At 37.9% G+C, this 23986-nt stretch carries 25 protein-coding genes; 20 read left to right on the forward strand and 5 right to left on the reverse strand.

The features are described from left to right. Window positions 1–97 precede the first annotated feature (97 nt). The 6 genes from NST01_RS08500 to NST01_RS08525 all read left to right on the forward strand — a co-directional run bounded on the left by NST01_RS08500 (window position 98) and on the right by NST01_RS08525 (window position 5142). Entirely contained in the window at window positions 98–430 is a 333-nt protein-coding gene (locus NST01_RS08500; protein WP_025207367.1) for a YmzC family protein, read from the forward strand. A gap of 79 nt (window positions 431–509) precedes the next feature. After that, window positions 510–722, forward strand: coding sequence for a hypothetical protein (locus NST01_RS08505; protein ID WP_003212415.1), 213 nt, complete (start codon window positions 510–512; stop codon window positions 720–722). A 265-nt stretch (window positions 723–987) separates the two neighbouring features. Continuing rightward, window positions 988–1380 (forward strand): class Ib ribonucleoside-diphosphate reductase assembly flavoprotein NrdI, encoded by a 393-nt coding sequence (nrdI, locus tag NST01_RS08510; RefSeq protein ID WP_017359034.1) that lies wholly within the window; start codon window positions 988–990, stop codon window positions 1378–1380. Beyond that, window positions 1340–3442 carry a class 1b ribonucleoside-diphosphate reductase subunit alpha gene (nrdE, locus tag NST01_RS08515; RefSeq protein ID WP_019743850.1) on the forward strand — a complete coding sequence of 701 codons (2103 nt, stop codon included), beginning with the start codon at window positions 1340–1342 and terminating at the stop codon, window positions 3440–3442. Before nrdI ends, nrdE begins: the two co-directional genes overlap by 41 nt. Before the next feature lie 17 nt (window positions 3443–3459). Further along, window positions 3460–4440: a class 1b ribonucleoside-diphosphate reductase subunit beta gene (gene nrdF, locus NST01_RS08520; RefSeq protein ID WP_008344010.1), complete on the forward strand. Its 981-nt coding sequence runs from the start codon at window positions 3460–3462 to the stop codon at window positions 4438–4440. An 84-nt stretch (window positions 4441–4524) separates the two neighbouring features. Then, entirely contained in the window at window positions 4525–5142 is a 618-nt protein-coding gene (locus tag NST01_RS08525; RefSeq protein WP_341041771.1) for a hypothetical protein, read from the forward strand. 55 nt (window positions 5143–5197) lie between these two features. Here NST01_RS08525 and NST01_RS08530 read toward each other — a convergent pair whose 3' ends face one another. Next, the gene (locus tag NST01_RS08530; protein WP_025207369.1) at window positions 5198–5956 is read right to left on the reverse strand and encodes an N-acetylmuramoyl-L-alanine amidase; all 759 of its coding nucleotides are present in this window, start codon (window positions 5954–5956) and stop codon (window positions 5198–5200) included. 320 nt (window positions 5957–6276) lie between these two features. On the opposite strand from NST01_RS08530, the gene spoVK reads away from it, so the two are divergent. The 5 genes from spoVK to glnA all read left to right on the forward strand — a co-directional run bounded on the left by spoVK (window position 6277) and on the right by glnA (window position 11815). Then, window positions 6277–7236 (forward strand): stage V sporulation protein K, encoded by a 960-nt coding sequence (gene spoVK, locus NST01_RS08535; protein ID WP_008344008.1) that lies wholly within the window; start codon window positions 6277–6279, stop codon window positions 7234–7236. 120 nt (window positions 7237–7356) lie between these two features. Continuing rightward, a complete protein-coding gene (gene hflX / locus NST01_RS08540; protein ID WP_017359031.1) occupies window positions 7357–8619 on the forward strand; it encodes a GTPase HflX in 1263 nt (420 codons plus the stop codon). A gap of 18 nt (window positions 8620–8637) precedes the next feature. Then, a complete protein-coding gene (locus tag NST01_RS08545; RefSeq protein ID WP_007499425.1) occupies window positions 8638–9918 on the forward strand; it encodes a methionine gamma-lyase family protein in 1281 nt (426 codons plus the stop codon). Between the two features lie 91 nt (window positions 9919–10009). Continuing rightward, window positions 10010–10420 carry a MerR family transcriptional regulator gene (locus tag NST01_RS08550; RefSeq protein ID WP_007499423.1) on the forward strand — a complete coding sequence of 137 codons (411 nt, stop codon included), beginning with the start codon at window positions 10010–10012 and terminating at the stop codon, window positions 10418–10420. Window positions 10421–10480: 60 nt separating this feature from the next. Continuing rightward, window positions 10481–11815 (forward strand): type I glutamate--ammonia ligase, encoded by a 1335-nt coding sequence (gene glnA, locus NST01_RS08555; protein ID WP_007499421.1) that lies wholly within the window; start codon window positions 10481–10483, stop codon window positions 11813–11815. A 129-nt stretch (window positions 11816–11944) separates the two neighbouring features. On the opposite strand, the gene NST01_RS08560 is transcribed toward glnA, so the two are convergent. Beyond that, the gene (locus tag NST01_RS08560) at window positions 11945–12205 is read right to left on the reverse strand and encodes a YesK family protein (RefSeq protein WP_025207372.1); all 261 of its coding nucleotides are present in this window, start codon (window positions 12203–12205) and stop codon (window positions 11945–11947) included. A gap of 34 nt (window positions 12206–12239) precedes the next feature. Beyond that, window positions 12240–12659 (reverse strand): stress protein, encoded by a 420-nt coding sequence (locus NST01_RS08565; RefSeq protein WP_182489165.1) that lies wholly within the window; start codon window positions 12657–12659, stop codon window positions 12240–12242. 191 nt (window positions 12660–12850) lie between these two features. Between NST01_RS08565 and NST01_RS08570 the strand changes: the two genes are divergently transcribed. From NST01_RS08570 to NST01_RS08595, 6 genes are all read left to right on the forward strand, one after another. Then, the gene (locus NST01_RS08570; protein ID WP_129548292.1) at window positions 12851–13696 is read left to right on the forward strand and encodes an SMI1/KNR4 family protein; all 846 of its coding nucleotides are present in this window, start codon (window positions 12851–12853) and stop codon (window positions 13694–13696) included. Window positions 13697–14101: 405 nt separating this feature from the next. Then, the gene (locus NST01_RS08575; protein ID WP_079920567.1) at window positions 14102–15211 is read left to right on the forward strand and encodes a response regulator aspartate phosphatase; all 1110 of its coding nucleotides are present in this window, start codon (window positions 14102–14104) and stop codon (window positions 15209–15211) included. 929 nt (window positions 15212–16140) lie between these two features. Then, window positions 16141–16476, forward strand: coding sequence for a hypothetical protein (locus NST01_RS08580; RefSeq protein WP_065460402.1), 336 nt, complete (start codon window positions 16141–16143; stop codon window positions 16474–16476). A 561-nt stretch (window positions 16477–17037) separates the two neighbouring features. Continuing rightward, window positions 17038–17916, forward strand: coding sequence for a hypothetical protein (locus NST01_RS08585; protein WP_008343961.1), 879 nt, complete (start codon window positions 17038–17040; stop codon window positions 17914–17916). A 183-nt stretch (window positions 17917–18099) separates the two neighbouring features. Beyond that, on the forward strand, window positions 18100–20025 hold the full coding sequence (locus tag NST01_RS08590) for a T7SS effector LXG polymorphic toxin (RefSeq protein ID WP_129548293.1): 1926 nt from the start codon (window positions 18100–18102) through the stop codon (window positions 20023–20025). A 6-nt stretch (window positions 20026–20031) separates the two neighbouring features. Beyond that, a complete protein-coding gene (locus NST01_RS08595; RefSeq protein WP_074042019.1) occupies window positions 20032–20502 on the forward strand; it encodes an immunity protein YezG family protein in 471 nt (156 codons plus the stop codon). A gap of 77 nt (window positions 20503–20579) precedes the next feature. Here NST01_RS08595 and NST01_RS08600 read toward each other — a convergent pair whose 3' ends face one another. After that, on the reverse strand, window positions 20580–21041 hold the full coding sequence (locus NST01_RS08600; protein ID WP_017367303.1) for a macro domain-containing protein: 462 nt from the start codon (window positions 21039–21041) through the stop codon (window positions 20580–20582). A gap of 165 nt (window positions 21042–21206) precedes the next feature. Between NST01_RS08600 and NST01_RS08605 the strand changes: the two genes are divergently transcribed. Both NST01_RS08605 and NST01_RS08610 read left to right on the forward strand, forming a co-directional pair. Further along, window positions 21207–21749: a GNAT family N-acetyltransferase gene (locus NST01_RS08605; RefSeq protein WP_017367304.1), complete on the forward strand. Its 543-nt coding sequence runs from the start codon at window positions 21207–21209 to the stop codon at window positions 21747–21749. A 140-nt stretch (window positions 21750–21889) separates the two neighbouring features. Continuing rightward, entirely contained in the window at window positions 21890–22471 is a 582-nt protein-coding gene (locus NST01_RS08610; RefSeq protein ID WP_008343955.1) for an undecaprenyl-diphosphatase, read from the forward strand. Between the two features lie 57 nt (window positions 22472–22528). Here the strand turns inward: NST01_RS08610 and NST01_RS08615 are convergent, their stop codons facing one another. Continuing rightward, window positions 22529–22900, reverse strand: a complete 372-nt coding sequence (locus NST01_RS08615) for an iron chaperone (RefSeq protein WP_008343954.1) — start codon at window positions 22898–22900, stop codon at window positions 22529–22531. 386 nt (window positions 22901–23286) lie between these two features. Between NST01_RS08615 and NST01_RS08620 the strand changes: the two genes are divergently transcribed. Beyond that, on the forward strand, window positions 23287–23940 hold the full coding sequence (locus NST01_RS08620; RefSeq protein ID WP_017367305.1) for a CotZ-related putative spore coat protein: 654 nt from the start codon (window positions 23287–23289) through the stop codon (window positions 23938–23940). Window positions 23941–23986 lie beyond the last annotated feature (46 nt).

Genomic DNA, 23986 nt, shown 5'->3' on the forward strand with positions numbered 1-23986 from the left:
TTGTCAGTGCAGAGGGGCTATTTTGCATGCCATGAAACTTTTCTGTCCAAGTTGCGTATAAATCCTTATTGGACATTTAAAAGGTGAGGGGATTTATATGGAAAATGCAGAGCTTGAATTGAGAAGGATTCGAGTGATCCTTCTTTTGATTGGAATCGTTGTCTTATTTGGATCATGCGCCATCTCGAACATCGAAACGAGACAAGAAAGTTGGCATAACCATTCTGGTGAGCATGATGGGAGCCATGTTGATGGTCTTTTACCATCATCTGTTGCGCTAAAAAATAATCACATTGCTGTTGTAAAAGATGATGAAGTACATGTATACCGGTTTGATGAAAAAGAAGGAGAGCTGACGCTCATTACGACAAAGTACATAGATGAATGGGATGAAGATGATGGTGATAGTGAAGACTTTGATGAAGAGTAAGCACGTAAATTTACAAATGAATGTGAAGTCGCTACACTATAAACATGCATCAGACATCTAGACAGAAAAGGATGAGTTCATGACACACAAAATTAAAATTAATCATTGGGAACAAACTTGTGAAGATGACTCCTGTTTCGAATATGGAACAAGCGTTTCTGTAAACGGGAAAGAGTTAGTAAGAGAAGCCTCGATCGTCTCTGCGCTTGAAGCGGTGCTGAAAGAATTAGGTGTTGAAGTGGAAATAACAGAAGTGTCAGAAGATTTACAGTGCGATGCCTACAAAAAATAAAACAAAAAGTCTAGTCTACTAAGCGATTTTTTTTCGTGTTATGATAGATTTCGGTTTCAGTTGAATAGGGAGTAGGGCAGTCTATTTTTAGAACCTGCTCTGCTCTATTTATTTGAACGTACGAGTTCGGCTATGAATGTTCGGCCGGGTTGGTTGATTTTTTTCGTTTCGAGCATCTATATGTTGTGTTTTGAAAAAACATAGTATACTATATATAGTGAATAGCGGAATGATCAACAATACTAAAAACTAGGTCGTGATGGAATTGATTCAAATCGTATTTGATTCAAAAACAGGAAATGTTCAACGCTTTTTGGACAAGACCCCTTTTACAGACAAACGAAAATTGACTGGAGAAGAGTTTTTGGATACGCCGTTTATTCTCGTCACCTTTACGACAGGATTTGGACAAGTCCCTGGTACCACTCAGTCATTTTTAGAGAAAAATGCGCACCTTTTACTAGGTGTAGCGGTGAGTGGGAACAAAGTGTGGGGAGATAACTTTGCCAAAAGCGCCGATACGATTTCTAAACAATATCAAGTTCCTATTTTGCACACCTTTGAACTAAGCGGAACAAAAAGGGATGTTGAATTGTTTACACAGGAGGTAGAAAGAATTGTCACAAAATCAGGTTCCAAAGTGGATACAATTAAATAACGAGATTATGATTCAAAAAGAAGGAAAGTTTCAGTTCGACAAGGACAAAGAAGCTGTACATAGTTATTTCGTAGATTATATTAATCAAAACACGGTCTTCTTTCATAATCTAGAAGAGAAGATTGATTACTTAATAGAAAACGACTACTATGAGGAAGAATTTTTAAGACAATACAGCATGTCAGATATTAAAGAAGTATTTGAAGCTGCATATGCCAAGAAATTTAGATTCCCATCATTTATGAGTGCGTTTAAGTTTTACAATGACTATGCACTGAAAACAAATGACAAAAAGAAAATCCTTGAACGCTATGAAGACCGCATTTCAGTTGTGGCTCTTTTCTTTGCGGGCGGAGACAAAAAGAAAGCACTTGAGTTTGTGGAACTGATGATCAACCAAGAGTATCAGCCAAGTACACCAACATTCTTAAACGCAGGCCGTAAAAGACGTGGTGAGCTGGTGAGCTGCTTCTTGCTTGAAGTGAATGACTCATTAAACGATATCTCAAGAGCCATTGATATTTCCATGCAGCTGTCTAAATTAGGCGGCGGCGTCAGCTTGAACCTTTCAAAGCTTCGTGCGAAAGGTGAAGCGATCAAAGATGTAGAAAATGCGACCAAAGGTGTCGTAGGCGTCATGAAACTTCTTGATAATGCATTCCGATATGCAGATCAAATGGGACAAAGACAAGGTTCAGGAAGTGCGTACCTGAATATTTTCCACAGAGATATTAACGATTTCTTAGATACGAAAAAAATCTCTGCGGATGAAGATGTTCGTGTGAAAACACTTTCGATCGGTGTCGTCATCCCAGATAAATTTATCGAGCTTGCTAGAGAAGATAAAACAGCTTATACATTCTATCCTCATACAGTTTATAAAACTTATGGACAGCATCTTGATGAGATGGATATGGAAGAAATGTATGACGAGCTTGTAGAAAACCCGAAAGTCAAAAAAGAAAAAGTCAATCCAAGAAAACTTCTTGAAAAATTAGCTGTTCTGCGCTCAGAATCAGGCTATCCATATATCATGTTCCAAGATAATGTGAATAGAGAGCACGCTCTGAACCATATTTCACGTGTGAAATTCTCAAACCTTTGCTCAGAAGTACTTCAAGCTTCAGAAGTCTCTTCTTACACGGACTATGATCAAGATGATGAGATCGGACTTGATATTTCTTGTAACCTTGGTTCTTTAAATATCATGAACGTGATGAAAAACAAATCCATTGAAAAAACAGTTAAGCTTGCAACGGACTCACTCACACTTGTGTCTGAAACAACAGATATCCGCAATGCACCAGCTGTTAGAAAAGCGAACAAAGCGATGAAGTCAATTGGACTTGGTGCGATGAACCTTCATGGGTATTTAGCTCAAAACCAAATCGCTTATGAAAGTGAAGAAGCAAGAGATTTTGCTAATACGTTCTTTATGATGGTGAACTATTACTCCATTAAGCGTTCAAGTGAGCTTGCAAAAGAAAAAGGGGAAACATTCCACCGTTATGAGGGCTCTGGTTATGCAACAGGTGAGTACTTCAATAAATACGTAGAAAATGATTTCACTCCAAAAACAGAAAAAGCGGCTGCGCTATTTGAAGGCATGCACATTCCAACAAAAGAAGATTGGGCAGCACTCAAAGACTTTGTAGCGGAAAATGGCATGTACCATAGCTATCGATTATGTATTGCGCCAACAGGTTCTATTTCGTATGTTCAATCGGCAACAGCTTCTGTAATGCCAATTATGGAACGTATCGAAGAAAGAACATACGGAAACAGCAAAACGTATTATCCAATGCCAGGACTTTCAGCACAAAACTGGTTCTTCTATAAAGAAGCATACGATATGGACATGTTTAAAGTAGTCGATATGATCGCAACCATTCAGCAGCACGTCGATCAAGGAATTAGCTTTACATTATTCCTAAAAGATACGATGACAACGCGTGACTTAAACCGCATCGATCTTTATGCACACCATAAAGGCATTAAGACACTTTATTATGCAAGAACGAAGGATACAGGGCAGGAAGGCTGTCTTTCTTGTGTTGTTTGATTAAAGGAGAGTTTAACGTGACAAAAATTTATGATGCAGCCAACTGGTCAAAACACGAAGATGATTTTACACAAATGTTTTACAACCAAAACGTCAAGCAATTCTGGCTTCCAGAAGAGATTTCCTTAAACGGGGATCTCTTAACATGGAAATATTTAGGTGAAGAAGAGCGAGATACGTACATGAAGGTACTGGCTGGACTGACGTTACTTGATACAGAACAAGGAAATACAGGAATGCCGATAGTGGCTGAACATGTGGACGGTCATCAGCGTAAAGCCGTGTTAAACTTTATGGCCATGATGGAAAATGCCGTGCATGCAAAATCATACTCAAATATCTTCATGACGCTTGCACCGACTGAAACGATTAGTGAAGTATTTGAATGGGTCAAGAAAAATAAATTCTTGCAAAAGAAAGCAGATATGATTGTAGGTCTGTACCGTTCCATTCAAAAGGATGACCCGATTTCCTTATTTAAAGCAATGGTTGCTTCAGTGTATTTAGAAAGCTTCCTATTCTATAGCGGCTTTTACTACCCGCTATATTTCTACGGTCAAGGAAAGCTCATGCAAAGTGGTGAAATCATTAACTTGATTTTGCGCGATGAAGCGATTCACGGTGTGTATGTTGGATTGTTAGCACAAGAAATTTACAACAAACAAACACCTGACGTGCAAAAAGAGCTTTATGATTTCTCTATCGATCTGCTTAATGAGCTTTATGAAAATGAACTTCATTACACTGAGGATATTTATGACCAAGTCAATTTATCGCATGATGTGAAAAAGTTCATTCGTTACAATGCCAATAAAGCGTTAATGAACCTTGGATTTGCCCCTTACTTTGAAGAAGAAGAGATCAACCCAATTGTATTGAACGGACTCAATACAAAAACAAAGTCACATGACTTCTTCTCAATGAAAGGGAACGGCTACAAAAAGGCAACAGTTGAGCCGTTAAAAGATGATGATTTCTTCTTTGGAGATGAATCATAAGGAAAGCGTAAAAGTCAAAACGCATCACTCGTTTTGGCTTTTTGCCATTTCTAACAATGTGTTACATACTGGAGGTTACCGAACATGGGAAAAATGGACGAAATTATTTTAGTTGCACCGCGCGCACGCGTGTTCCAAAACGAAACACTTGCGTTTAATGGTGTGAATAGTGAAGAGAAAACAATCAGCACCATTATGAGAGAAATCGAAGAGCACTTCGAGCAAATGCGAAGAGGCGATGCAGAAGAAAATCCTGACTTTAAGCAGCCAATTCCATATGTTGTCATTAAGCGTGAGGACGAAGTGTATGTATATGAAAGACTTCAAGGCGGGGGAGAGACTCGCTTACATCATAAGTTATCTCTTGGCTTTGGGGGTCATATGAATTTCATTGAAGGAAAAAAATTTGCTGAGATTCTAAAAGAAAATACCGATCGTGAACTGGACGAGGAACTTTCGATTCAAGAAGAAGACAAACTTGAGATGAAAACCCTTGGACTCATTAATGATGATGACAATAGTGTCGGCCGTGTGCACATCGGACTGTTATCAGCACTTGAATTATCGCCGGGTGCTCATGTAGAAGTAAAAGAAACAGATCAAATCTCAGGCAAATGGATGAAAGTAACAGATTTGAAAAAGCCTGAGTACTTCGATCGTCTTGAAACATGGTCTCAATTTGTCGTGAACATTTTAGCATAATTGGATAGACAACAAACCGGCTCTAAAGATGACTTGAGCCGGTTTGTTTTTTAGATTATTGAAAAACGAATGCGTCGTGACCGGCCTGCTTTAATCGAGCGACGAGGTCATCTGCATTTTGCTTTGAACGGAAAGCGCCAGCTTGGACTCGGTACATGCCGCTATCCAGTACGACCAGCGCTTCAAATCCTTTGGATCTGAGTGTAGCTGCTAGCTCATCCGCATTGGCTTTGACCTTGAAAGCCCCTGCTTGCACTTTATATAGGTTACTTGCTTTTTTTTTCATTTGAAGGGCTTTTTCTAATCCAGTGGCATGAGCACGAGCGATCCCTTGAAGGAAAGTAGCGTTACGGAGCTTATTTGCATCAGCTACCGTATCGATGAAACCGTTTTCAGTTAAAATGGCAGACATAGAAGTTTCCCGCAGAACGTGGAAGTTCGCCGTTTTCTTGCCGCGGTCGGCAAAATCAACGGAGCGGACAATCTCATCATGAAGGGCATTGCGATACGTGGTGGTTGGTGCTGAAACGCCAGGGTACACATAACTTTCAAAACCTGTGCCTCCGCCAGCATTAATATGAATAGACACGAAATAGTCAGCTCCCCAGCTGTTTGCCGCATTCGTACGCTGGGATAACGTGACGGATTGGTCAATTGAACGACTTAAGCGGACGGAAACCCCATCATATTCACTAATCAACATATCCCTCAGAAAAAGCGCAATTTGCAGTGTGATATTTTTCTCCAAAAGTCCATTAGCAGCAGCTCCAGAATCTGTTCCTCCGTGGCCAGGATCAATAAAAATTTTCACCATCTATTCATCACCTCGTCTTTATTTTATGAGGAAATAGAAAAATTGCCTGTACAAAATGCGGAAATCATCGAGACTCTTTTCTGCACAATTTGTGATGAAAAAGCGCCATTTTTCTAAGAAAAAACAAATTGTTGGTTTGTCCGCCCGAAATGGATGAATACAATGGAAATAGCACATCATTTCCTGGGAAACCGCACAATCCCCTACAATAACCGGTATCTCGGGTCATTTTGACAGTAAACCGATGCTAGTGCGGGCGATTGTCACGATTACAGCTCCACCCGAATAGATTAAAGAGAGAAGAGCGAGAGGTGAATACGTTGGAGCGAGCTGTCACATATAAAAATAACGGCCAAATCAACATTATACTTAATGGACAGAAGCAAGTATTGGTTGATGCAGATTCAGAGGCAGAATACTTAGAGGCCTTGCAAAAAAATGAGGCCAAACACAGCATCTTACGAGAAATAGAACGAGAAATGAACAGCCTTGTCGGGATGGATGAAATGAAACGAAACATAAAAGAAATTTATGCTTGGATTTTTGTCAATCAAAAAAGACAAGAACAAGGATTAAAGGTAGGAAAGCAAGCGCTTCATATGATGTTTAAAGGAAATCCCGGCACAGGGAAAACAACGGTTGCACGGCTTGTCGGGAAGCTTTTCTTTGAAATGAATGTTCTTTCAAAGGGGCACTTAATTGAAGCAGAACGAGGAGATCTGGTTGGAGAGTACATTGGACATACAGCTCAAAAAACAAGAGATTTGATTAAAAAATCACTAGGCGGCATTTTGTTCATCGATGAAGCCTATTCTCTTGCCCGTGGAGGAGAGAAGGATTTCGGGAAAGAAGCCATTGATACCCTTGTAAAACATATGGAGGATAAGCAGCATGAATTCATCCTCATCTTAGCTGGATACTCCAAGGAAATGGATCATTTTCTTTCTCTAAATCCTGGTCTGCAATCGAGATTTCCGATCAATATCAACTTCCCTGATTATACGGTCGATCAGCTGATGGATATTGCAAAACGAATGATGGCCGATCGGGAATATGTCTTTACCCAAGAGGCAGAATGGAAACTGCGAGACTATTTAATGCACATCAAGAGCACAACGAGTCCTGCCAAATTCAGCAACGGCCGTTTTGTGCGAAACACCATTGAAAAAGCGATCCGAACTCAGGCGATGAGGCTGCTTCTTGTGGATCATTATGATAAAAAAGATTTACTTACGATTAAAAGCCATGATCTGCAAATGAAAGAGGATACGCCTTCTTGAAATGGCGTATCCTTTTTGTAAAGAGATAAGAAATTAAACCTTCCGAATGGTGGTATACGTGTGGTGTGTTTGGTATGATGGTACTACTGAAACTTAAGTACAGAAAGGAAACAACTGACGTTGAATGAACATGAAATGATCGAAAAAGCGATCCTTGTCGGCTGTCAACTGCCGCATATAACGGATGAACGCTTTCAATATTCTATGGAAGAATTAGCTTCCTTAACCAAAACAGCTGGCGGTGAAGCTGTCAGCATCATGACGCAAAAAAGAAATAGACAAGACAGCGCGACTTACATCGGGAAAGGGAAAGTGGAAGAGCTTGAAGTGCTTTGCGACGAGTTAGACTGTGATGTTATTATTTTTAACGACGAGCTTTCGCCTAGCCAGTTAAAAGCTTTGGCGACTGCCTTAGATGTGAAAATCATTGACCGTACGCAATTGATTCTAGACATCTTTGCCAAAAGAGCCCGTACAAGAGAGGGGAAGCTGCAAATAGAGCTTGCCCAGCTTCAGTATGCCTTGCCGAGACTGAGTGGACAAGGGATCAGCCTTTCAAGACAAGGCGGCGGAATTGGCGCAAGAGGTCCAGGTGAAACAAAACTTGAAACAGACAGACGTCATATTCGAAACCGCATACACGAAATTCACGGACAACTGTCTGCAGTCAAAGAACATCGCACGAGATACCGGGAACGACGGAAGAAAAATGGCGTATTCCAAATCGCTATTGTCGGGTACACAAATGCCGGGAAATCAACATTGTTTAACCAGTTAACAGAAGCGGATAGCCATGAAGAAGATTTGCTGTTTGCCACACTTGACCCAATGACGCGTAAAATGACACTTGAATCTGGCTACAGTGTACTGATTTCCGATACAGTTGGTTTTATTCAAGACCTTCCAACCACACTGATTGCAGCATTTCGTTCCACTCTTGAAGAAGTAAAAGAAGCAGACTATTTGCTTCATGTGATCGATTCTTCGAATGAGGATTATGAAGGGCATGAACGAACGGTTCATAAGCTTTTAGAAGAATTAGAAGCTGACCGTATTCCGATGCTGACAGTCTATAACAAAAAAGACCAAATCCGGCCGGATTTTATCCCTTCCTCAAAGCAGCGCCACATTTTAATCAGTGCTAGGCGCGAGGAAGATGTGAAGCGGTTAAAAGCGGATATCATGGCTGAACTGAAAAAAGATTTTTTAAAGCCATATCATGTAAGGATTCCGGCATATGAAGGAAAACTCATATCTGCCTTAAAGTCAGAAACCTTGGTGGAATCACTGGAATTTCAAAAGGAAGCAGAGCTTTATGACATCACTGGATTTAGTGGTGAAGAGCAAACCATATTAGGACAAATCAAGAAGTATATGTTGTAGGAAAGGAATTAAATCACGATGTTTCACACTTTAAAACATGGCACCATTTTAGAAAAAATAGCAGCAGAAGCAGAACAAGACATTTCACAAATACATCAGCAAATTGATCGAAAGAGCGAACAAAATGAGTGGCGGGTTCTTGAAAGCTACCGGAAACATAAAGTCAGTGACTCTCATTTTAACCCTACAACTGGTTATGGCTACGATGATATGGGAAGAGACACGTTAGAAAAGATCTATGCGGATGTATTTGGAGGGGAAAGCGGTCTTGTACGCCCGCAGATCATTTCTGGAACACATGCCATTTCCATCGCCTTATTCGGTGTGCTAAGACCTGGTGATGAATTGATCTACATGACGGGGAAACCTTACGATACCCTAGAAGAGATTGTCGGGATTCGCGGCAAAGAAGGGACAGGCTCATTAAAAGATTTTCAGATCGATTACAAAGCCATTGATTTGCGTCAAGATGGATCTGTCGATTTCGACAAAGTCAAAGAATCTATTTCCCAAAAAACAAAAGTCATCGGGATTCAGCGTTCTAAAGGCTATGCGTCAAGACCATCCTTTACAATAGAAGAAATTGAACAAATGATTTCATTTGTGAAAGACATCAATGAGGACATCATTGTGTTTGTTGACAACTGTTATGGTGAATTTACTGAGTTGCAAGAGCCGTGTCATGTGGGCGCAGATCTTATGGCAGGTTCTCTCATTAAAAACCCAGGCGGCGGCCTTGCCAAAACGGGTGGCTACATCGTCGGAAAAGAAAAATGGGTAGAAGCTTGCTCTTATCGAATGACATCTCCAGGCATCGGCAGTGAAGCGGGTGCATCGCTGTATGCGCTTCAAGAAATGTATCAAGGATTTTTCTTAGCACCGCATGTTGTTGCACAAAGTTTAAAAGGCGCCGTGTTTACAGCGCGTTTTCTTGAAAAACTCGGGTTCCAAACAAACCCATCGTGGAATGCGAAAAGAACCGACTTGATTCAATCTGTAGAATTTGGAGACCCTAAAAAAATGATTGCATTTTGTCAGGCGATTCAATATGCATCACCGATTAACAGTCATGTCACACCGCATGCAAGCTATATGCCGGGATACGAGGACGATGTGATTATGGCAGCGGGCACATTTGTCCAAGGAGCCAGCATTGAATTATCAGCCGATGGTCCGATCAGACCGCCGTACACAGCCTATGTTCAGGGCGGTCTCACGTATGCCCATGTGAAAAATGCCATTTGCAGTGCTGTAGATGCCTTATTAGAGCAAGGTTTTATTGAAGTGCCTGCTCGATAAAAAAATCCATGTTAATATTCCTAACATTTCGTTGACACATAATATAACATGACATATAATAAATTTAAGCAAAGAGGAGGAGACAGTTGAGATGAGTGATAACATTCGCCGCTCAATGCCTTTATTCCCAATTGGGATTGTCATGCAGCTAACAGAATTATCTGCAAGACAAATTCGCTATTATGAGGAAAATGGTTTAGTATTTCCAGCGAGAAGTGATGGGAATCGCCGATTATTTTCTTTCCATGATGTTGATAAATTACTAGAAATCAAAAACCTCATCGAACAAGGTGTAAACATGGCAGGAATCAAAAAACTTTTTGCCAAAGCTGAGGCAGAAAATCCATCGTCTGAAACAAAGACAGAAGAGAAAACCACAGCGAAGCACAACTTGACAGATGATGAACTCAGGAAGCTACTGAAGAAGGAACTCATTCAGGCTGGACGTTTCCAACAAGGAACGACCTTTAGGCAGGGGGATATGTCAAGGTTCTTCCGTTAACCAATTAGCAAAAGCATTGCTATACACATTTTACCTTTTGTAGGGGAGGAGTTTTACGAAATGGCAAAGTACACAAGAGAAGATATCGTAAAATTAGTAAATGAGGAAAACGTAAAGTACATCCGTCTGCAATTTACAGACATTCTCGGAACAATTAAAAATGTTGAGATTCCTGTGAGCCAGTTAGAAAAAGCTCTCGATAACAAATGTATGTTTGATGGTTCATCTATTGAAGGGTTTGTACGTATCGAAGAATCAGATATGTACCTATATCCAGATCTAAACACGTTTGTTATTTTCCCTTGGACAGCAGAAAAAGGTAAAGTTGCACGCTTTATTTGTGACATTTATAAGCCAGACGGAACACCATTTGATGGAGACCCTCGTAACAACTTAAAGCGTATCTTAAAGGAAATGGAAGAACTAGGATTTAGTGATTTCAACCTTGGACCTGAGCCAGAATTCTTCTTATTTAAATTAGACGAAAAAGGCGAGCCAACGCTCGAACTAAACGATAAAGGTGGATACTTTGACCTTGCACCAACAGATCTAGGCGAAAACTGCCGCCGTGATATCGTGCTTGAGCTTGAAGAAATGGGCTTTGAAATTGAAGCGTCTCACCACGAAGTAGCACCTGGACAGCATGAAATTGACTTCAAATATGCAGGCGCCATCCGCTCTTGTGATGACATTCAAACGTTCAAACTCGTTGTGAAAACAATTGCGAGAAAGCACGGACTTCATGCGACATTCATGCCAAAACCATTGTTCGGTGTAAACGGATCTGGTATGCACTGTAACCTATCATTATTTAAAAATGGTAAAAACGCATTCTTTGATGAAAAAGCAGACTTACAATTAAGCGAGACGGCTAGACACTTTATCGCAGGTATTGTGAAGCACGCAACAAGCTTCACAGCGGTCACAAACCCGACGGTGAACTCTTACAAACGTCTTGTTCCTGGCTATGAAGCACCTTGCTACGTAGCATGGAGTGCACAAAACCGCAGCCCATTGATTCGTATTCCAGCATCACGCGGCATTAGCACACGTGTAGAAGTACGCAGTGTAGACCCATCTGCAAACCCATACCTTGCACTAAGCGTATTACTTGCAGCAGGTCTAGACGGAATCAAAAACAAACTAGACGCACCAGCGCCAATCGACAGAAACATCTATGTCATGGACAAAGAAGAGCGCCTTGAAAACGGCATCGCTGACTTACCTGCAACACTTGCAGAAGCACTTGAGCTGCTCAAGTCAAACGAAGTCATGATCAACGCACTAGGCGATCACTTATTCGAGCACTTCATCGAATCAAAAGAAATCGAATGGGATATGTTTAGAACCCAAGTACATCCGTGGGAACGCGATCAGTATATGTCTCAGTATTAATCAAGAAACCCCTTGAAGCCATTGGCTTCAGGGGGATTTTATTTAATTAGTTGGTCTTGTGATATTTTCATGCATATTTCACTTTTAATTAATCGAAAGAGCCACTTCTTATGCAGAAGTGGCTCTATGTTATTTATGACTAAAATAACTCAAGGTACTATTAATAATTAAAGTGATCACAGATGCAACCAGTAAAGATATACTGATTGCACCCAGTCCTAAACCTTCCCACTTTCCTACGAAAAAACTGATTAATAATAAGATAATACTGATGAAGATGAGAATTGATGGAATTCCATACTGTAAAGGTGCATTCTTTCTTTTAAAGATCAAAGAAACACCCAGTATAACAATCGTAAGAATAACTGTTAGCAGCCAAAATGATGACATTTGTTGACCTTCCTTCTTTTAAAAATATATGAAATTATCTTATTTCCTCATCCATTACTTTCTTATACTTTTCAAATTCAGAATCTTTCATTTCACCGTTCATTTGTAATAGAAAATTCCCCTTTGAATAGGTGTGAGAGAAGAACATAGATCCAGCATTGCCTAACTCATCATAATAGGATTTCGCCTGCTGTAAATCAGTTTCATTTCCGAATTTAAAAATCCTTCCACCAGCATTTTCACCTAAGGAAGGAACGAGAATTCTTTTTCCTTCTTCTCTTATATTTCCAAACTCTTTTTGTTTAAGATCAGATGGTTTTTCTGCTTCAAGCCCAGCACTTTTAAAAGCTTCAATAATATTGGCTGTCGTGAGCTGTTTTTCATTTGATGCTGCGCTACTGCAAGCTGTTAGCATCATTAAACAAATAAAAATGAATATAGATAATTTCTTCATATTGGATCCTCCTGATTTTTAGATGCAAAGGAAATTTTACATGAAGTACCTTCTTTTTACTATCGTTTCGACAAAAATAGACAGCGTGAATGACTAAGTAACTAATATTCTTCTTTTATTTTGCCTAAATTGTTAAATATACTCAGTAAGGTGGTATACTTATGTGCATAATTTACTAGGAGGCATTCATCTTGAAATCATTTTGGGAAATAGACGAGGAAGGTTACTATACGTTAAAAAAGATCAACGAAGCAGAAATAGCTAAAGCTGAAAAGAAACTTGGTGTCACTTTGCCAGATACATATAAAAAGCTCATATTAGAACAGAATGGTGGTTATACCATTCATAATGCTTTTCCAACCACTCACTCTAATTCATGGGCTGAGGCTCATATTCAATTTAATCACCTGCTGGGAATTGCTGAAGATGAAGGAATTATGGATAGTGCCTATTTAATAAAAGAGTGGGAGCTGCCAGAAGGGCTTGTTTTGATCAACGGGGATGGACATACTTGGGTAGCAATGGATTATCGAAAAACGAAAGAGAATCCTACAATTCATTATTTTGATGTTGAGATGGAAGAAGACTTTAAGTTAGCAGATTCCTTTGATGAATTCATTGAGGGGCTTTATACAGTTGAGTACAGTGTTGACGAGGAAGCAGCAGAGGGTGAATACGAAGAAGAGGAGGAGGAATATATAACTAAAGCAGAACTTGAAGCGATCTTAGAGAAAGAAGCACCTAATCCAGCCGATATTCATCAAATTACTAAATATCCGTTACAAGATTTAGAAGAAGTAGAGTGGTTCTTTAAAAGAATAAAAAGCTACATTGAATCTGTTAAAGAAGAAGACGTTCTTTTTGAAGTAGCTAGAAGCATTGAAACAATCCTTATATTAAGAGTAGATACAATGCCAAGTAACGATATTATAAAAAAGACATTATTTGAAATTGTAGACATTTTTGAAAAAACTAAAATTCCTCAGATAACTGTAACAGCTGGAAATTTCGCTGTTAATATTGATTTTTTAGATTAAGGCAAAATTAGAGCATGTAGAGTGTACTGTATAGGGTGAATTTTCAAAGAGTGAATGAGAACGGATGTTTAATTATCTGTTTTGTTTTGATTTCATTATAATATAATTTAGATTGATCCCTTCATGAACCTGGCTGAAACTCAGTCAGGTCTTTTTATATCAATTTCAAAACAATATTTTGTGAATTTCTTTTTAAAAAATGAAGGTGGTCAATCTAAAAGAAATAAGTATCAAGTCCTTTCTGGCTACTCTCTCTTTTAACCAACTCTTATAATTGCATACCATTCAATTATTATCATATTTGCGGGATACCGAAAATTTCTATTATGAGCAGATTCACTTTACATATGTTGTAAAATGCGTGTTAGAATTATACTAGGGATTTGTTTAGAAGGGGGTAAAGGAATGTCAGGATTAATTGCCTCTCAGGAGGTAGGGAACATGTTAAACACTTGGAATCTTGCGATACAAAAAGGGGATTTATCGGCAGCTATAGAAATGCAAGATGACATAGACAGGGCAATTGATTTAATGGAAGAAAATCAAGATATTCTTTTGTATTATCAACTTTTGAGCTTTAGGCTTAAGCTGAAACTTCAGAATATTAGCAGAAATTTAGATAAGCCATTCTTTCAGCGGAATGCTCCAGACGAAAAAGAAGAAAAAACAAATAAACTCATGTCATATTACTTCTACTTTTATAATGGGATCTATCATGACTACTTGCAAGATTATGATAAGGCATTAAGTTACTTCAGAATAGCTGAAAAAAAGTTGGCTTATGTTGATGATGAAATAGAAAAAGCTGAATTTCATTATAAAATCGCAGTTCTATTTTATGATTTGAAAATGACCTTTTTATCAAAATATCATGCACAAATTGCGTGTGACACATTTAATGCGCATGAAACATATATCAAAAGACAGATTAACTGTAGGATGCTACATGCGCTAAACTTAATTGATCAATTTGAATATGATAAAGCAAGAGCTCTTTTTAGTGAAGCTGAGAATATGATCGAAAGTATTAATGACAATCATTTAATCATTCATCTATATTACAATATGGGTTTTCTAGAAAGCAAAAAAGAAAATTTAGAAGAAGCATCAGCACTATTTAGGCGCACGTTGAGTTATAAAGAGATCGAAAATCAAGATTTATTGAAGCTGAGATGTTTATATGAACTTTCTAGAATAGAAATCTCCAGTAAAAGTAATGACGCGATTGAATGGATTGATCTAGGCATTTCTTTATCAGAACAAGTCAACCATAACGTTTTTCAAATAAAATTTAAATTGTTAAAAGAACTATTGTATGAAAAAAATCAATCTCAATTGAACAATATAAACAATCTGTGTTTAGAGCTTGAAGAGAAAAGAATATGGGTTGATTTAGAGGAAATTCTGGTTGATGTGGCGAAATATTTAGAGGGGAGAGGCTTGCTGAAACAATCATTAAATTACTATAAAAGAGCCTTACTCGCAAGCCAGTATGTAGGAAAAGGAGTGAATTAATTGAAGAAGTCGGTTTTTATTACATTTTCACTAGTTGTGATAGCTCTAGGTACACTTTTCTTTACAAACGGTTTGACTCAACCTCTACATGAAGATGTCCAAACAGTTGCATCAAGAGGTAGCTCTGGAGGTTAATTGGTTAAAAAACGATAAAGTGGATTAAAGCGTCAGACTTCTTATGGTATTCTGGTAAAAGAATATGCCATAAAGGAGTCTTTTTTATATTAGATGCTCCATTTGCTTTGATGGTAGCGTATAGAGATACTAGAAAAACAAATGAATTATTTAAGATTTTTAAAGAGGAAACTTTCAGTGTCCGTTAGAGGAATCTGGGTATTACCCAATTTCACTGTATATATGCGAGAGCTGTATAAAGTATGGGATTCTGAAAAGCTGAAAAAATGTATGAAGAATTTCAGGATGTTTTTATGAAGAAAGAGAAGAAAACAATTGGAGGTAAAAACAAATATAGTACATACTTTCAATTTTGTTACTTAAATCCTAAATATGGAACTGACTGTAGAATGTTAAGACTGATTGTTTTATAATTTCACGGTAACATAACGTAATTAAAAGTATAAAACGTAAGTGAAAGTATATCGGGGGATTTGTATGATAAAAAAAGAAGTTTTTCAAATAGTTTTGTTTACAGTCCTTTTGGCAATTTTTCTTTATCAAGGTGTACAAAGAGATTTTCCTTTTGAATATCTGATTACCTTAGTTGTGTGCTATGTTGCTGTAATAGTTTATAGAATTATAAAAGTAATGAAATATAAAAAGGAGTAAAGTACCGTTAAGTAGTTTGAGCTATTTTTGTTTGCGGTGTACGCAATCACTATTTGGATCAGACGTTTGAGGTCATGGCTCTTTAGCATGTTGACATTAAGAATTATATAATGAACTAAATTTAACTTCGGAGGTGCTTTTATATGTCTATTCAAGTGGATGATGATGATGTTTTAGAGATGTGTAATATATATGCTCAAGAAACTCATCACAGAGAAGCACTGATTTTAGGAAACAGGAAGGGTCTATTGGAATTAAAAAATGCGATAGATCAGGCTTTGAAAAATGGTAGTGCTGTTGCAAATTTATACCCATCTGATTTTGAAGGGTATGAAACTTGTATTGCTCTAGTGGATGATGAAAAGCAGTTTGAGAAATTAATTACTCCTTATGTAGAGGAATATACACAAGATGATGATGCGATTGATCCAATTGATATTATTAAAGACTACGATTCCAAAAAAGAAAAACTCTTATAATAGGGTTTTTCTTTTTTTAGTGGAGTATAGTTTCACCTTTTTTAGCTTTGTGTTTACTTGGAGTAAGGGATGGAGAAAGTTATGTAGGTGTGAAAATAAATAAATGGTAAACAGAATATTACAGGGTGGCATTACAACCCCAAGTGATTTGAGATGCAAAAAATTAATAAGTGTCTTAATGATTGCTATCATAATTTGATGAAGTTGTGATGGAGTTTGAACGTGAAAGTAATCTATGTGAGTACTGCCTACCGAAGTGTAGACTATAAGAGCAACTTTGCTAAATCATTTTTGAAAGGTCTTAAAAAATATGATATCGTTGAGAAAAAATTGTTGGGGGGATGTAAATGAAACGCACATTATATATGTTGTTAGGAGCCATCATTTTAACTTATTTTACTTTGATTTTACCTTTTTCAAAAATATACAACAGTGGACTGTTTGAAGTATTGTCTTTTTGGTTAATTCTAATCTTTGTATTTTCTTATAATAATAAAAACCATACTTGAGATATTTACGATTTTTTCTTTATATGGTAGTGTGTGGGCGGAGGTGTTTGGGATGAAAATCAGGTTCATACTCATTTTACTAGCTTTCGTATTCTCATTGACAATGTTTGGGGGTATTTCAAGTGCAAAAAGTAAGGAAACTAAAGATAATACAAGCCAAGAACATTCAGTCAAACTTGAAGTTGTCAAGTCTACTACATATTATAATTCACTAGATGGAGAACGAATTGAATATAATTCTGAGAATGAAAAGCGGATTGCAAAAACAAAATTAGAGGACATAAAGAAGTATAAAAAGCTCACAGGAAAAAGTATTTCATACGAAGATGTAGGGTTGAAAGATAATGGTGATTTAGGAGAATCTGATAAAATACATACCTTATCATCTTTACCGCCAACCGATCCGGCAACAAATAGCAAACTGCTTATTTCTCAACAAGTTTTTTATAAAGGTACATCTGGAACTAATTATAAATATCAATATCATTCTTATGCCGAATGGTTTAAAAAGCCTGTTAACCATAAAAAAGATGCGTTTGCAGTAGCTTGGGATACATCTGCAGTCCCTTTATCAGGTACTTTTGAGGGGTATTGGCAGCAACAAAAGGCCGTTGCTGATGGTAAAGGTGGCCTCACACATGTAACAGAAGATAAACAACTATCAGCTGATACAGACTCATACAAAAATTATGGTCATGGAGTTATTCTTTCACCTGGCTATGGAGATACTCAATTTATAACAATGGATAGAGATGTACTTGTTCCAAAGTCTAAAAAAGGAGATCCTGCAAATATTATCACAAAATATCATCACACTTATGCAACAATAAATGGTATTTCCATTAGTGTTGGCCCAGCTTCAATAAGTTTTAGTGATAGTTGGGGAGATGATTTAGTTACAGAATATAGCTTTGTATATGGAGATAGATAAGAGAAGAGGGAAGCCCTTCTCTTTATTAGGATTCCTTATTAATTCCTATTGATAACAGCATCTCATTCAATGAGTATGTTCAAATTCTTCAAAATTGGTTAAAAAACGATAAAGTGGATTAAAGTGTCAGGCTCCTTATGGTATTCTAGTAAAAGAATATGCCATAAAAGGAGTCTTTTTTATATGAAAATATTAGATGCTCCATCTTTACTATCAGCTGTAGAACAGAGATCAAAGGCCTATCATGAGCTTCAAGAAGAAATGAAACTTGTGAAAAAAGCATTAAAAAGTGTGTCGGGCTTAGGTGATGAATTTACTGGAAAAGGTGCAGACAATATCAAATCTTTTTATGAGGATCTTGCGCTGTACACAGACACATATCTTGATTTTATCGATATGCAGAAAGCTTTTTTAGATGGGGTGAAAGGAAAGCTTGATGATGAATCATTAGGCGGGAGTACTTTTATTGATGAGCACTTTTTAGACACTCAATTGAAACAAGGGATTCAGAACAATAAAGATATGGTCAAAGAACAAAAAGAGGCACTTTCCACTATTTTTGACGATATCAGTGATTTAATTGAATTACATACTTTTTCAAGTAAAGAGGTCAATGAACATTTAGACGATGCGAACAAAAAAAGAAAAGAGACCATTGAAGTTTTACATCAAATAGACAATGATTTAAAAACGGAATACGCAAAGTCAGAAGCGGTTGAGAACCACCTCAACACTTTTTATGCAAAGATGATGGCTGCTACTGGAAAAGGAAAAAATGCTCAGCCAATGTATTATGATGCAAAAGCATTTCATGAGACAGACGTGTACAAGAACCATGATCAGATTGATGCTCAAGTGAAAGCCTATTTAAAGGTGAAAAAAGAAGAAAAAGAAAAAAGAAGAATCAAAGAACTGAAAGAAAAGCTCAATGATCCTTCGTGTCTATCAGAAGCGAAATACTTTGAGATTGTAGATGAGATCGGTTATGAGAATCTCACATATGATCAAAAAATGTATTACAGTCAGCTTCTCCACATCAAAGCACAGGAAGAAGCATCGGAGGTGTTCATTGATAGTGTAAAAGGTGCTGCAGTTGGTCTATATGATGTGGCAAAAGATACAGTGACCGGAATCTATGATCTTGTCACTGACCCTGGTGGGGCTGTGGAATCAGTTGTAACGGCTGTTTCACATCCAATTGAAACATCGAAAGCGATTGGAAAATCGATTTCAGACTCATTCCAAAAAGAAGTCATAAATGGTGACGCGTATTCACGGTCACACTGGTTCGCCTATGCGACTGGTTCTCTTGCAGAAATTGTCTTTGGTTCTAAAGGGGCAGGAGCCATCACAAAAACAGGGACAACAGCTGCCAAAACAACAGTGAAGAAAGGCCTTGAACAAGGGGCAAAATCAATAGATAGAGTCTCTATTCCGAATCTATTGCCATACTCACCAAAGTTTCAAATGGCTGGTGGAGGGAAACTCCCTTATAACGTGTTTGACGGAGAAAATCTCAAAAATAAACTCCTCTCCATGGCAAAGCGTCTAGACAACAACTCAGGATACGGAATCTCTAAGACAGGCAGACGCTTACCGGCACCAAAATCACCACTGACTGTTGTCAGTTACGGAGAGCACTATGTGCGATGGAAACGCAAAAAGGTATTAAAACCGAATGTCGTTTATTCAACAAAGCAAGGTTACACCTACACAACAGATCACTATGGCCGCATTGTCAAAGTCGAAGCAAGTGATTTAAAATACGGAGAAGTCAAAAGAAATCAATATGCTCAATCCAATTCAGGTAAGCCGGATCGATTGCTGGATGATGATGGAGGGCATTTAATTGCATCTATTTTTAAAGGGTCTGGGGATATTGATAACCTACTTCCGATGAATTCACAGATTAATCGAAGCGGCGGGAAATGGTACACCATGGAACAACGGTGGTTGAAAGCTTTGAATTCAAACCCACCTAAACAAGTAGCAGTGAACATTGAACCTATCTATAAGGGAGATTCATTACGACCTGTTAGTTTCTCTGTGGAGTATAAAATTGGAGAACGTTATTCTCAAGTATTTATTAAGAATCAACCTGGAGGTTAAAACCCAATGGAAGAATTAGAAAAAAATTATAAACAAATAGCAGAATCAATTAATGAATTAATACCATGTGATTGGGATAAAGTTTGGATGTATGCAGAAATACTTGATGATTCGGCTGAGATAGTGTTTTATTTTAAAGAACAAAATGGAAATGAATATGTTAATGGACATCAAATTCCTCATAAATATAGTGTAAATAAGTCAACATACATCCACTTATTATACGAACTTAGTGAAATTTTTGAAGCATTGAAAAAGGCATATATACAAAATGATTTAGGTGCTTGGACAACAGCTACCCTCCAATTAGATCATAAAGGGGAATTCTCTATTGAGTATGGATACGATGATGTTTATTCATTAGGCATAGACAATGTACAAAGAATAGCCGTTTGGGAATACGAAACGTTCGGATTTCTACCTGAAGATGAGGAAGATAAAGAAGCTGTGCTAAATTATTTGAAAAATAACAAATAGCAATTAGCAAATGACCCTCCAAATAAATGAAGGAGGGTTTTTGTAATATTTGTTTTCATCAGAATTTCTCATTTCACCTATTTAAACCGATAAACCGTCACTTCACAATCGCCAAGAACCTCTTCCATCATCTCTCGAACAATCGTCCAATCGCCGCCTGCCAAGCCGCAGCCGATCCCATAAGGAATGGCGATAGAATGAAGGGGATGCTCTTCATTTAGATTTGTCACTGTCTGTTTTAGATGTTCAAAGCAGCTGCGTAATGCGTCGTCATCTGTTTGTTTTGTTTTTCTTCCGTATCCAACTTGGGCGAATAAGTTGGCAATGGTTTTTCCGTCGCTCGTTGTGATGAGCTGAACGGAGCTTAATAAATCATCTCCTTGTTCTGCACATAACCGTTTATAGTCTTTATACACATTTGGATATTTGCTTTTGATCTGCTTTGCTAACCCTGCTCCCATGACACCCTTACAATTCACTTGGTGACAGATGATGTCTTCTTCTGCGTCTAAGATATTGCCTTCTACCGTTTTGATCATTTCAAGTCATCCCTTTTCAATAAAATGCAAACTTATGTTCTATTATATCAGTTTTGATGACATTATGTTTAAAAAAATGGATACGTTCATACGATCAAATTGGCAAAAACAGTCCATGACATCTAAAATAGTGAAAGATAAAGAAAAAGTAGTAAGGAGAGTCTTATGGATAAAATAGAAACAAATCGGTTAATTCTTAGACCATTTCGTGATGAAGATGCACCCGGAATGCTTGCATACTTGTCTCAACCAAGAGTGAATTGTTTTCTGGATGATCAAATCTCTACATTAGAAGAAGCGGTAGCTAAGGTGCAAAAAAGAAAAGCAGATCACTCTTATATGGCGGTTTGTTTAAAAGAAAGTCAGTTGATTATCGGTGAACTGTTTTATCTAAAAGATGAGCCGGATACGTATTCGATTGGCTGGAATTTTCATGCGTCATATGAAGGAAAGGGATATGCCCGTGAAAGTGCTGAAGCGCTCTTGTCATATCTTTTTGTCAATCAAGGAGCAAGGCGTTTATATGCATATGTAGAGGATGACAATGATCGATCTCAAACATTATGCGAACGTTTAGGCATGAGGAAAGAAGGCTTCTTTCTTGAGTTTGTTTCATTTACTACAAATGAGGATGGCACCCTCAAATATGAAAACACCTATCAATATGCTTTGCTGAAAAAAGAATGGGAGCAGTATCATTCTAAATAGTGCTTTGTTTCTTGGTATCCGAATGACAACGAAGTAACAAAAATGTGAGATGATCCCTTTATTTTGTTCGCTCGATCGATGTCACGGTCTTCTTTTTTCATTTATCCTTTTCCTAAACGAAGCAAAAGGAATGAAATGAGATGCAGGAGTTTAATGAACGGGTATTTCGGTCGATTAATCAACTTAGTATGAATCACGATGTCTTAAATCCAGTTCTTATTGGATTGGCTGAATATTCAGTGATGTTCATTGCGATCATATTTTTGATCATGTGGTTTCAAAATCGGAGCAGAAGAAACAGATGGATGATGATATCTGCTGGGTTGACCTTTATCTTGGCAGAGATGTTAGGGAAAGTCGCTGGGCTCTTTTATTCCAATCAGCAGCCCTTTGCAGAATTGAATCATGTTAATCTTTTAATCGAAAAGGAAGTGAACAACTCTTTTCCGAGTGATCACACCATTTTTATTTTTTCCATTTGTATAGTCTTATGGCTTTTTCACAAGCGTCGTATTTATTGGCTTTTCATTGCCTGCGCTGTAGGATTTTCAAGGATTTGGGTAGGTGTTCATTATCCATTTGATGTGCTGGCAGGTGCTGTGATCGCTTGTTTAACGGCGGTAACGGTTGTTTATTTGCCGCTATTCCAAAAGGGCGTTAGCCTGCTTCTGTCGTGCTTTGAATGGGTGGAGCAGAAATGGGCAGGAGAGAGAACCAAATAAAATGTAAGTCCACGAAAAAACACCCCAATCTGTTATGAAATCAGATCGGGGTGTTTATTATTTTCGCCAAAATGTGGAACAATCTGCTTTGTCTTCAATGTTAAATTCAATGATTTTTTTAAGTAGAGGATAGTCAATCGGTAAGCTTTCCTTCATCCGAAACATCTTTTTTCCATGGTCATAACCAGCTTGTACAATATCTGCTGAAAAGTGATCAATCCCTTTTCCTTCTGGTGCGACAGAAATGTGGTGTTTTGCGACGCTAAATCCGATAATAAATGTGCCATGATCTGTGAACATGGGCTGATTCCAAGCAATTCTGGGCTCTAATTGAGGGAATGTGTCTGAAATCCATTGTAAGATGTCTTGCATGCGCTGTTTCAGCTCTGGATGACCGATGTTGCTTACATATTCTTCAAAAACCTGCATTGTTTTCATCCTCCATATACATCAAGCCTCAGACGGGATTCGAACCCGCACTCCTTTCGTAAGCATAGGCTAGGGGGCAACACGCTTCCCTACGGAATTTCACCGACAGGAGTTTCACCTGTCTCAGCTCATTTGCTTTTCGGTGCTTCTGAAACCCTTGCCTTGCGACCCGCCAGCTACAATTGTTTTACGGCGCTCTTCCCTTCTAGAGCTACTGAGGCACGGAAGTTCTTGTTCATATTATATAGAGAAACTTGAAAAATGAAAAGCTATGCTCATCATCTAATCCAATCGCGCACAAAATAGTCAAAGGCACATATGATAAAAGACCATATAGTTATGTATACAGCATGGAATTGGGCTGATTGTAAGTGACAAACCTGTTGATGAGTAAACTAAAAGAGATAAACAATCAAACAAAATTAGAAGGCTTTACTCACAAACGTTCGATGAGTTCTCCCTTTTTGCTCACCATGGAAGATGGGGAACCTTTTTACTCATGGGTGTTTTTTGAAAGAAGTGTGTTTAAGACTTGCTATTTTTCTTTGAGCTCTATCAATGAAAAGCAAAATTGTGTGCTGTTGGAACTTCTTGTACCGTGCTGCAATAGATCAACATGCTGTCAAAAAGTTTTGTATCGATCTAGTTCGAAAATTCTTGTCGATCTTTCTTTTTTATGTGGAATGATTGAAGTAGAGCTTCCTGTATATGATGCGCTTATTTTAAAAAACATAGAATCTCACCACATCTTTCTTTGTTTTTCCACATCGTCCAGTTCGGTGGAAGTATGGCGGAATGGAACAAAATTTCTCAATACGGCAACTGTTGTGTTGCATCATCAAGATCATCAGGATGTACCAGTCGCAATTAGGATTCAAACTGGTACATTTTGTTATGATCTTCTTGTCCAAAAAGGAGAAAGTCGTGCGATTACTGTGAAAGATGTGAAATTTATCTTGAAATCTCCATCAACTGAAAGTGTGCAAGCACGATTAGACATGCAAATCAACATGGTGCAAAGAAGAAAAATAAAGCTTTGAAGCTGTGATAATCGCACAATCATCCAATATCAATGGATCATAGTCT

This window comes from Bacillus sp. FSL R7-0166 (genome assembly GCF_038008935.1).
Classification (GTDB): Bacteria; Bacillota; Bacilli; order Bacillales; family Bacillaceae; genus Bacillus; species Bacillus altitudinis.

Bases quoted from the DNA above. Each gene is read 5' to 3' on its own strand.
- glnA (WP_007499421.1), top strand. From the start codon at position 10,481: ATGGCAAAGTACACAAGAGAAGATATCGTAAAATTAGTAAATGAGGAA.
- NST01_RS08620 (WP_017367305.1), top strand. From the start codon at position 23,287: ATGAGTAAACTAAAAGAGATAAACAATCAAACAAAATTAGAAGGCTTT.
- NST01_RS08560 (WP_025207372.1), bottom strand. From the start codon at position 12,205: ATGTCATCATTTTGGCTGCTAACAGTTATTCTTACGATTGTTATACTG.
- NST01_RS08530 (WP_025207369.1), bottom strand. From the start codon at position 5,956: ATGGTGAAAATTTTTATTGATCCTGGCCACGGAGGAACAGATTCTGGA.
- NST01_RS08580 (WP_065460402.1), top strand. From the start codon at position 16,141: ATGTCTATTCAAGTGGATGATGATGATGTTTTAGAGATGTGTAATATA.
- NST01_RS08585 (WP_008343961.1), top strand. From the start codon at position 17,038: ATGAAAATCAGGTTCATACTCATTTTACTAGCTTTCGTATTCTCATTG.
- NST01_RS08595 (WP_074042019.1), top strand. From the start codon at position 20,032: ATGGAAGAATTAGAAAAAAATTATAAACAAATAGCAGAATCAATTAAT.
- NST01_RS08600 (WP_017367303.1), bottom strand. From the start codon at position 21,041: ATGATCAAAACGGTAGAAGGCAATATCTTAGACGCAGAAGAAGACATC.
- NST01_RS08545 (WP_007499425.1), top strand. From the start codon at position 8,638: ATGTTTCACACTTTAAAACATGGCACCATTTTAGAAAAAATAGCAGCA.
- NST01_RS08525 (WP_341041771.1), top strand. From the start codon at position 4,525: ATGGGAAAAATGGACGAAATTATTTTAGTTGCACCGCGCGCACGCGTG.
- NST01_RS08610 (WP_008343955.1), top strand. From the start codon at position 21,890: ATGCAGGAGTTTAATGAACGGGTATTTCGGTCGATTAATCAACTTAGT.
- NST01_RS08565 (WP_182489165.1), bottom strand. From the start codon at position 12,659: ATGAAGAAATTATCTATATTCATTTTTATTTGTTTAATGATGCTAACA.
- NST01_RS08500 (WP_025207367.1), top strand. From the start codon at position 98: ATGGAAAATGCAGAGCTTGAATTGAGAAGGATTCGAGTGATCCTTCTT.
- NST01_RS08550 (WP_007499423.1), top strand. From the start codon at position 10,010: ATGAGTGATAACATTCGCCGCTCAATGCCTTTATTCCCAATTGGGATT.
- NST01_RS08615 (WP_008343954.1), bottom strand. From the start codon at position 22,900: ATGCAGGTTTTTGAAGAATATGTAAGCAACATCGGTCATCCAGAGCTG.
- NST01_RS08575 (WP_079920567.1), top strand. From the start codon at position 14,102: ATGTCAGGATTAATTGCCTCTCAGGAGGTAGGGAACATGTTAAACACT.
- NST01_RS08605 (WP_017367304.1), top strand. From the start codon at position 21,207: ATGGATAAAATAGAAACAAATCGGTTAATTCTTAGACCATTTCGTGAT.
- NST01_RS08505 (WP_003212415.1), top strand. From the start codon at position 510: ATGACACACAAAATTAAAATTAATCATTGGGAACAAACTTGTGAAGAT.
- NST01_RS08590 (WP_129548293.1), top strand. From the start codon at position 18,100: ATGAAAATATTAGATGCTCCATCTTTACTATCAGCTGTAGAACAGAGA.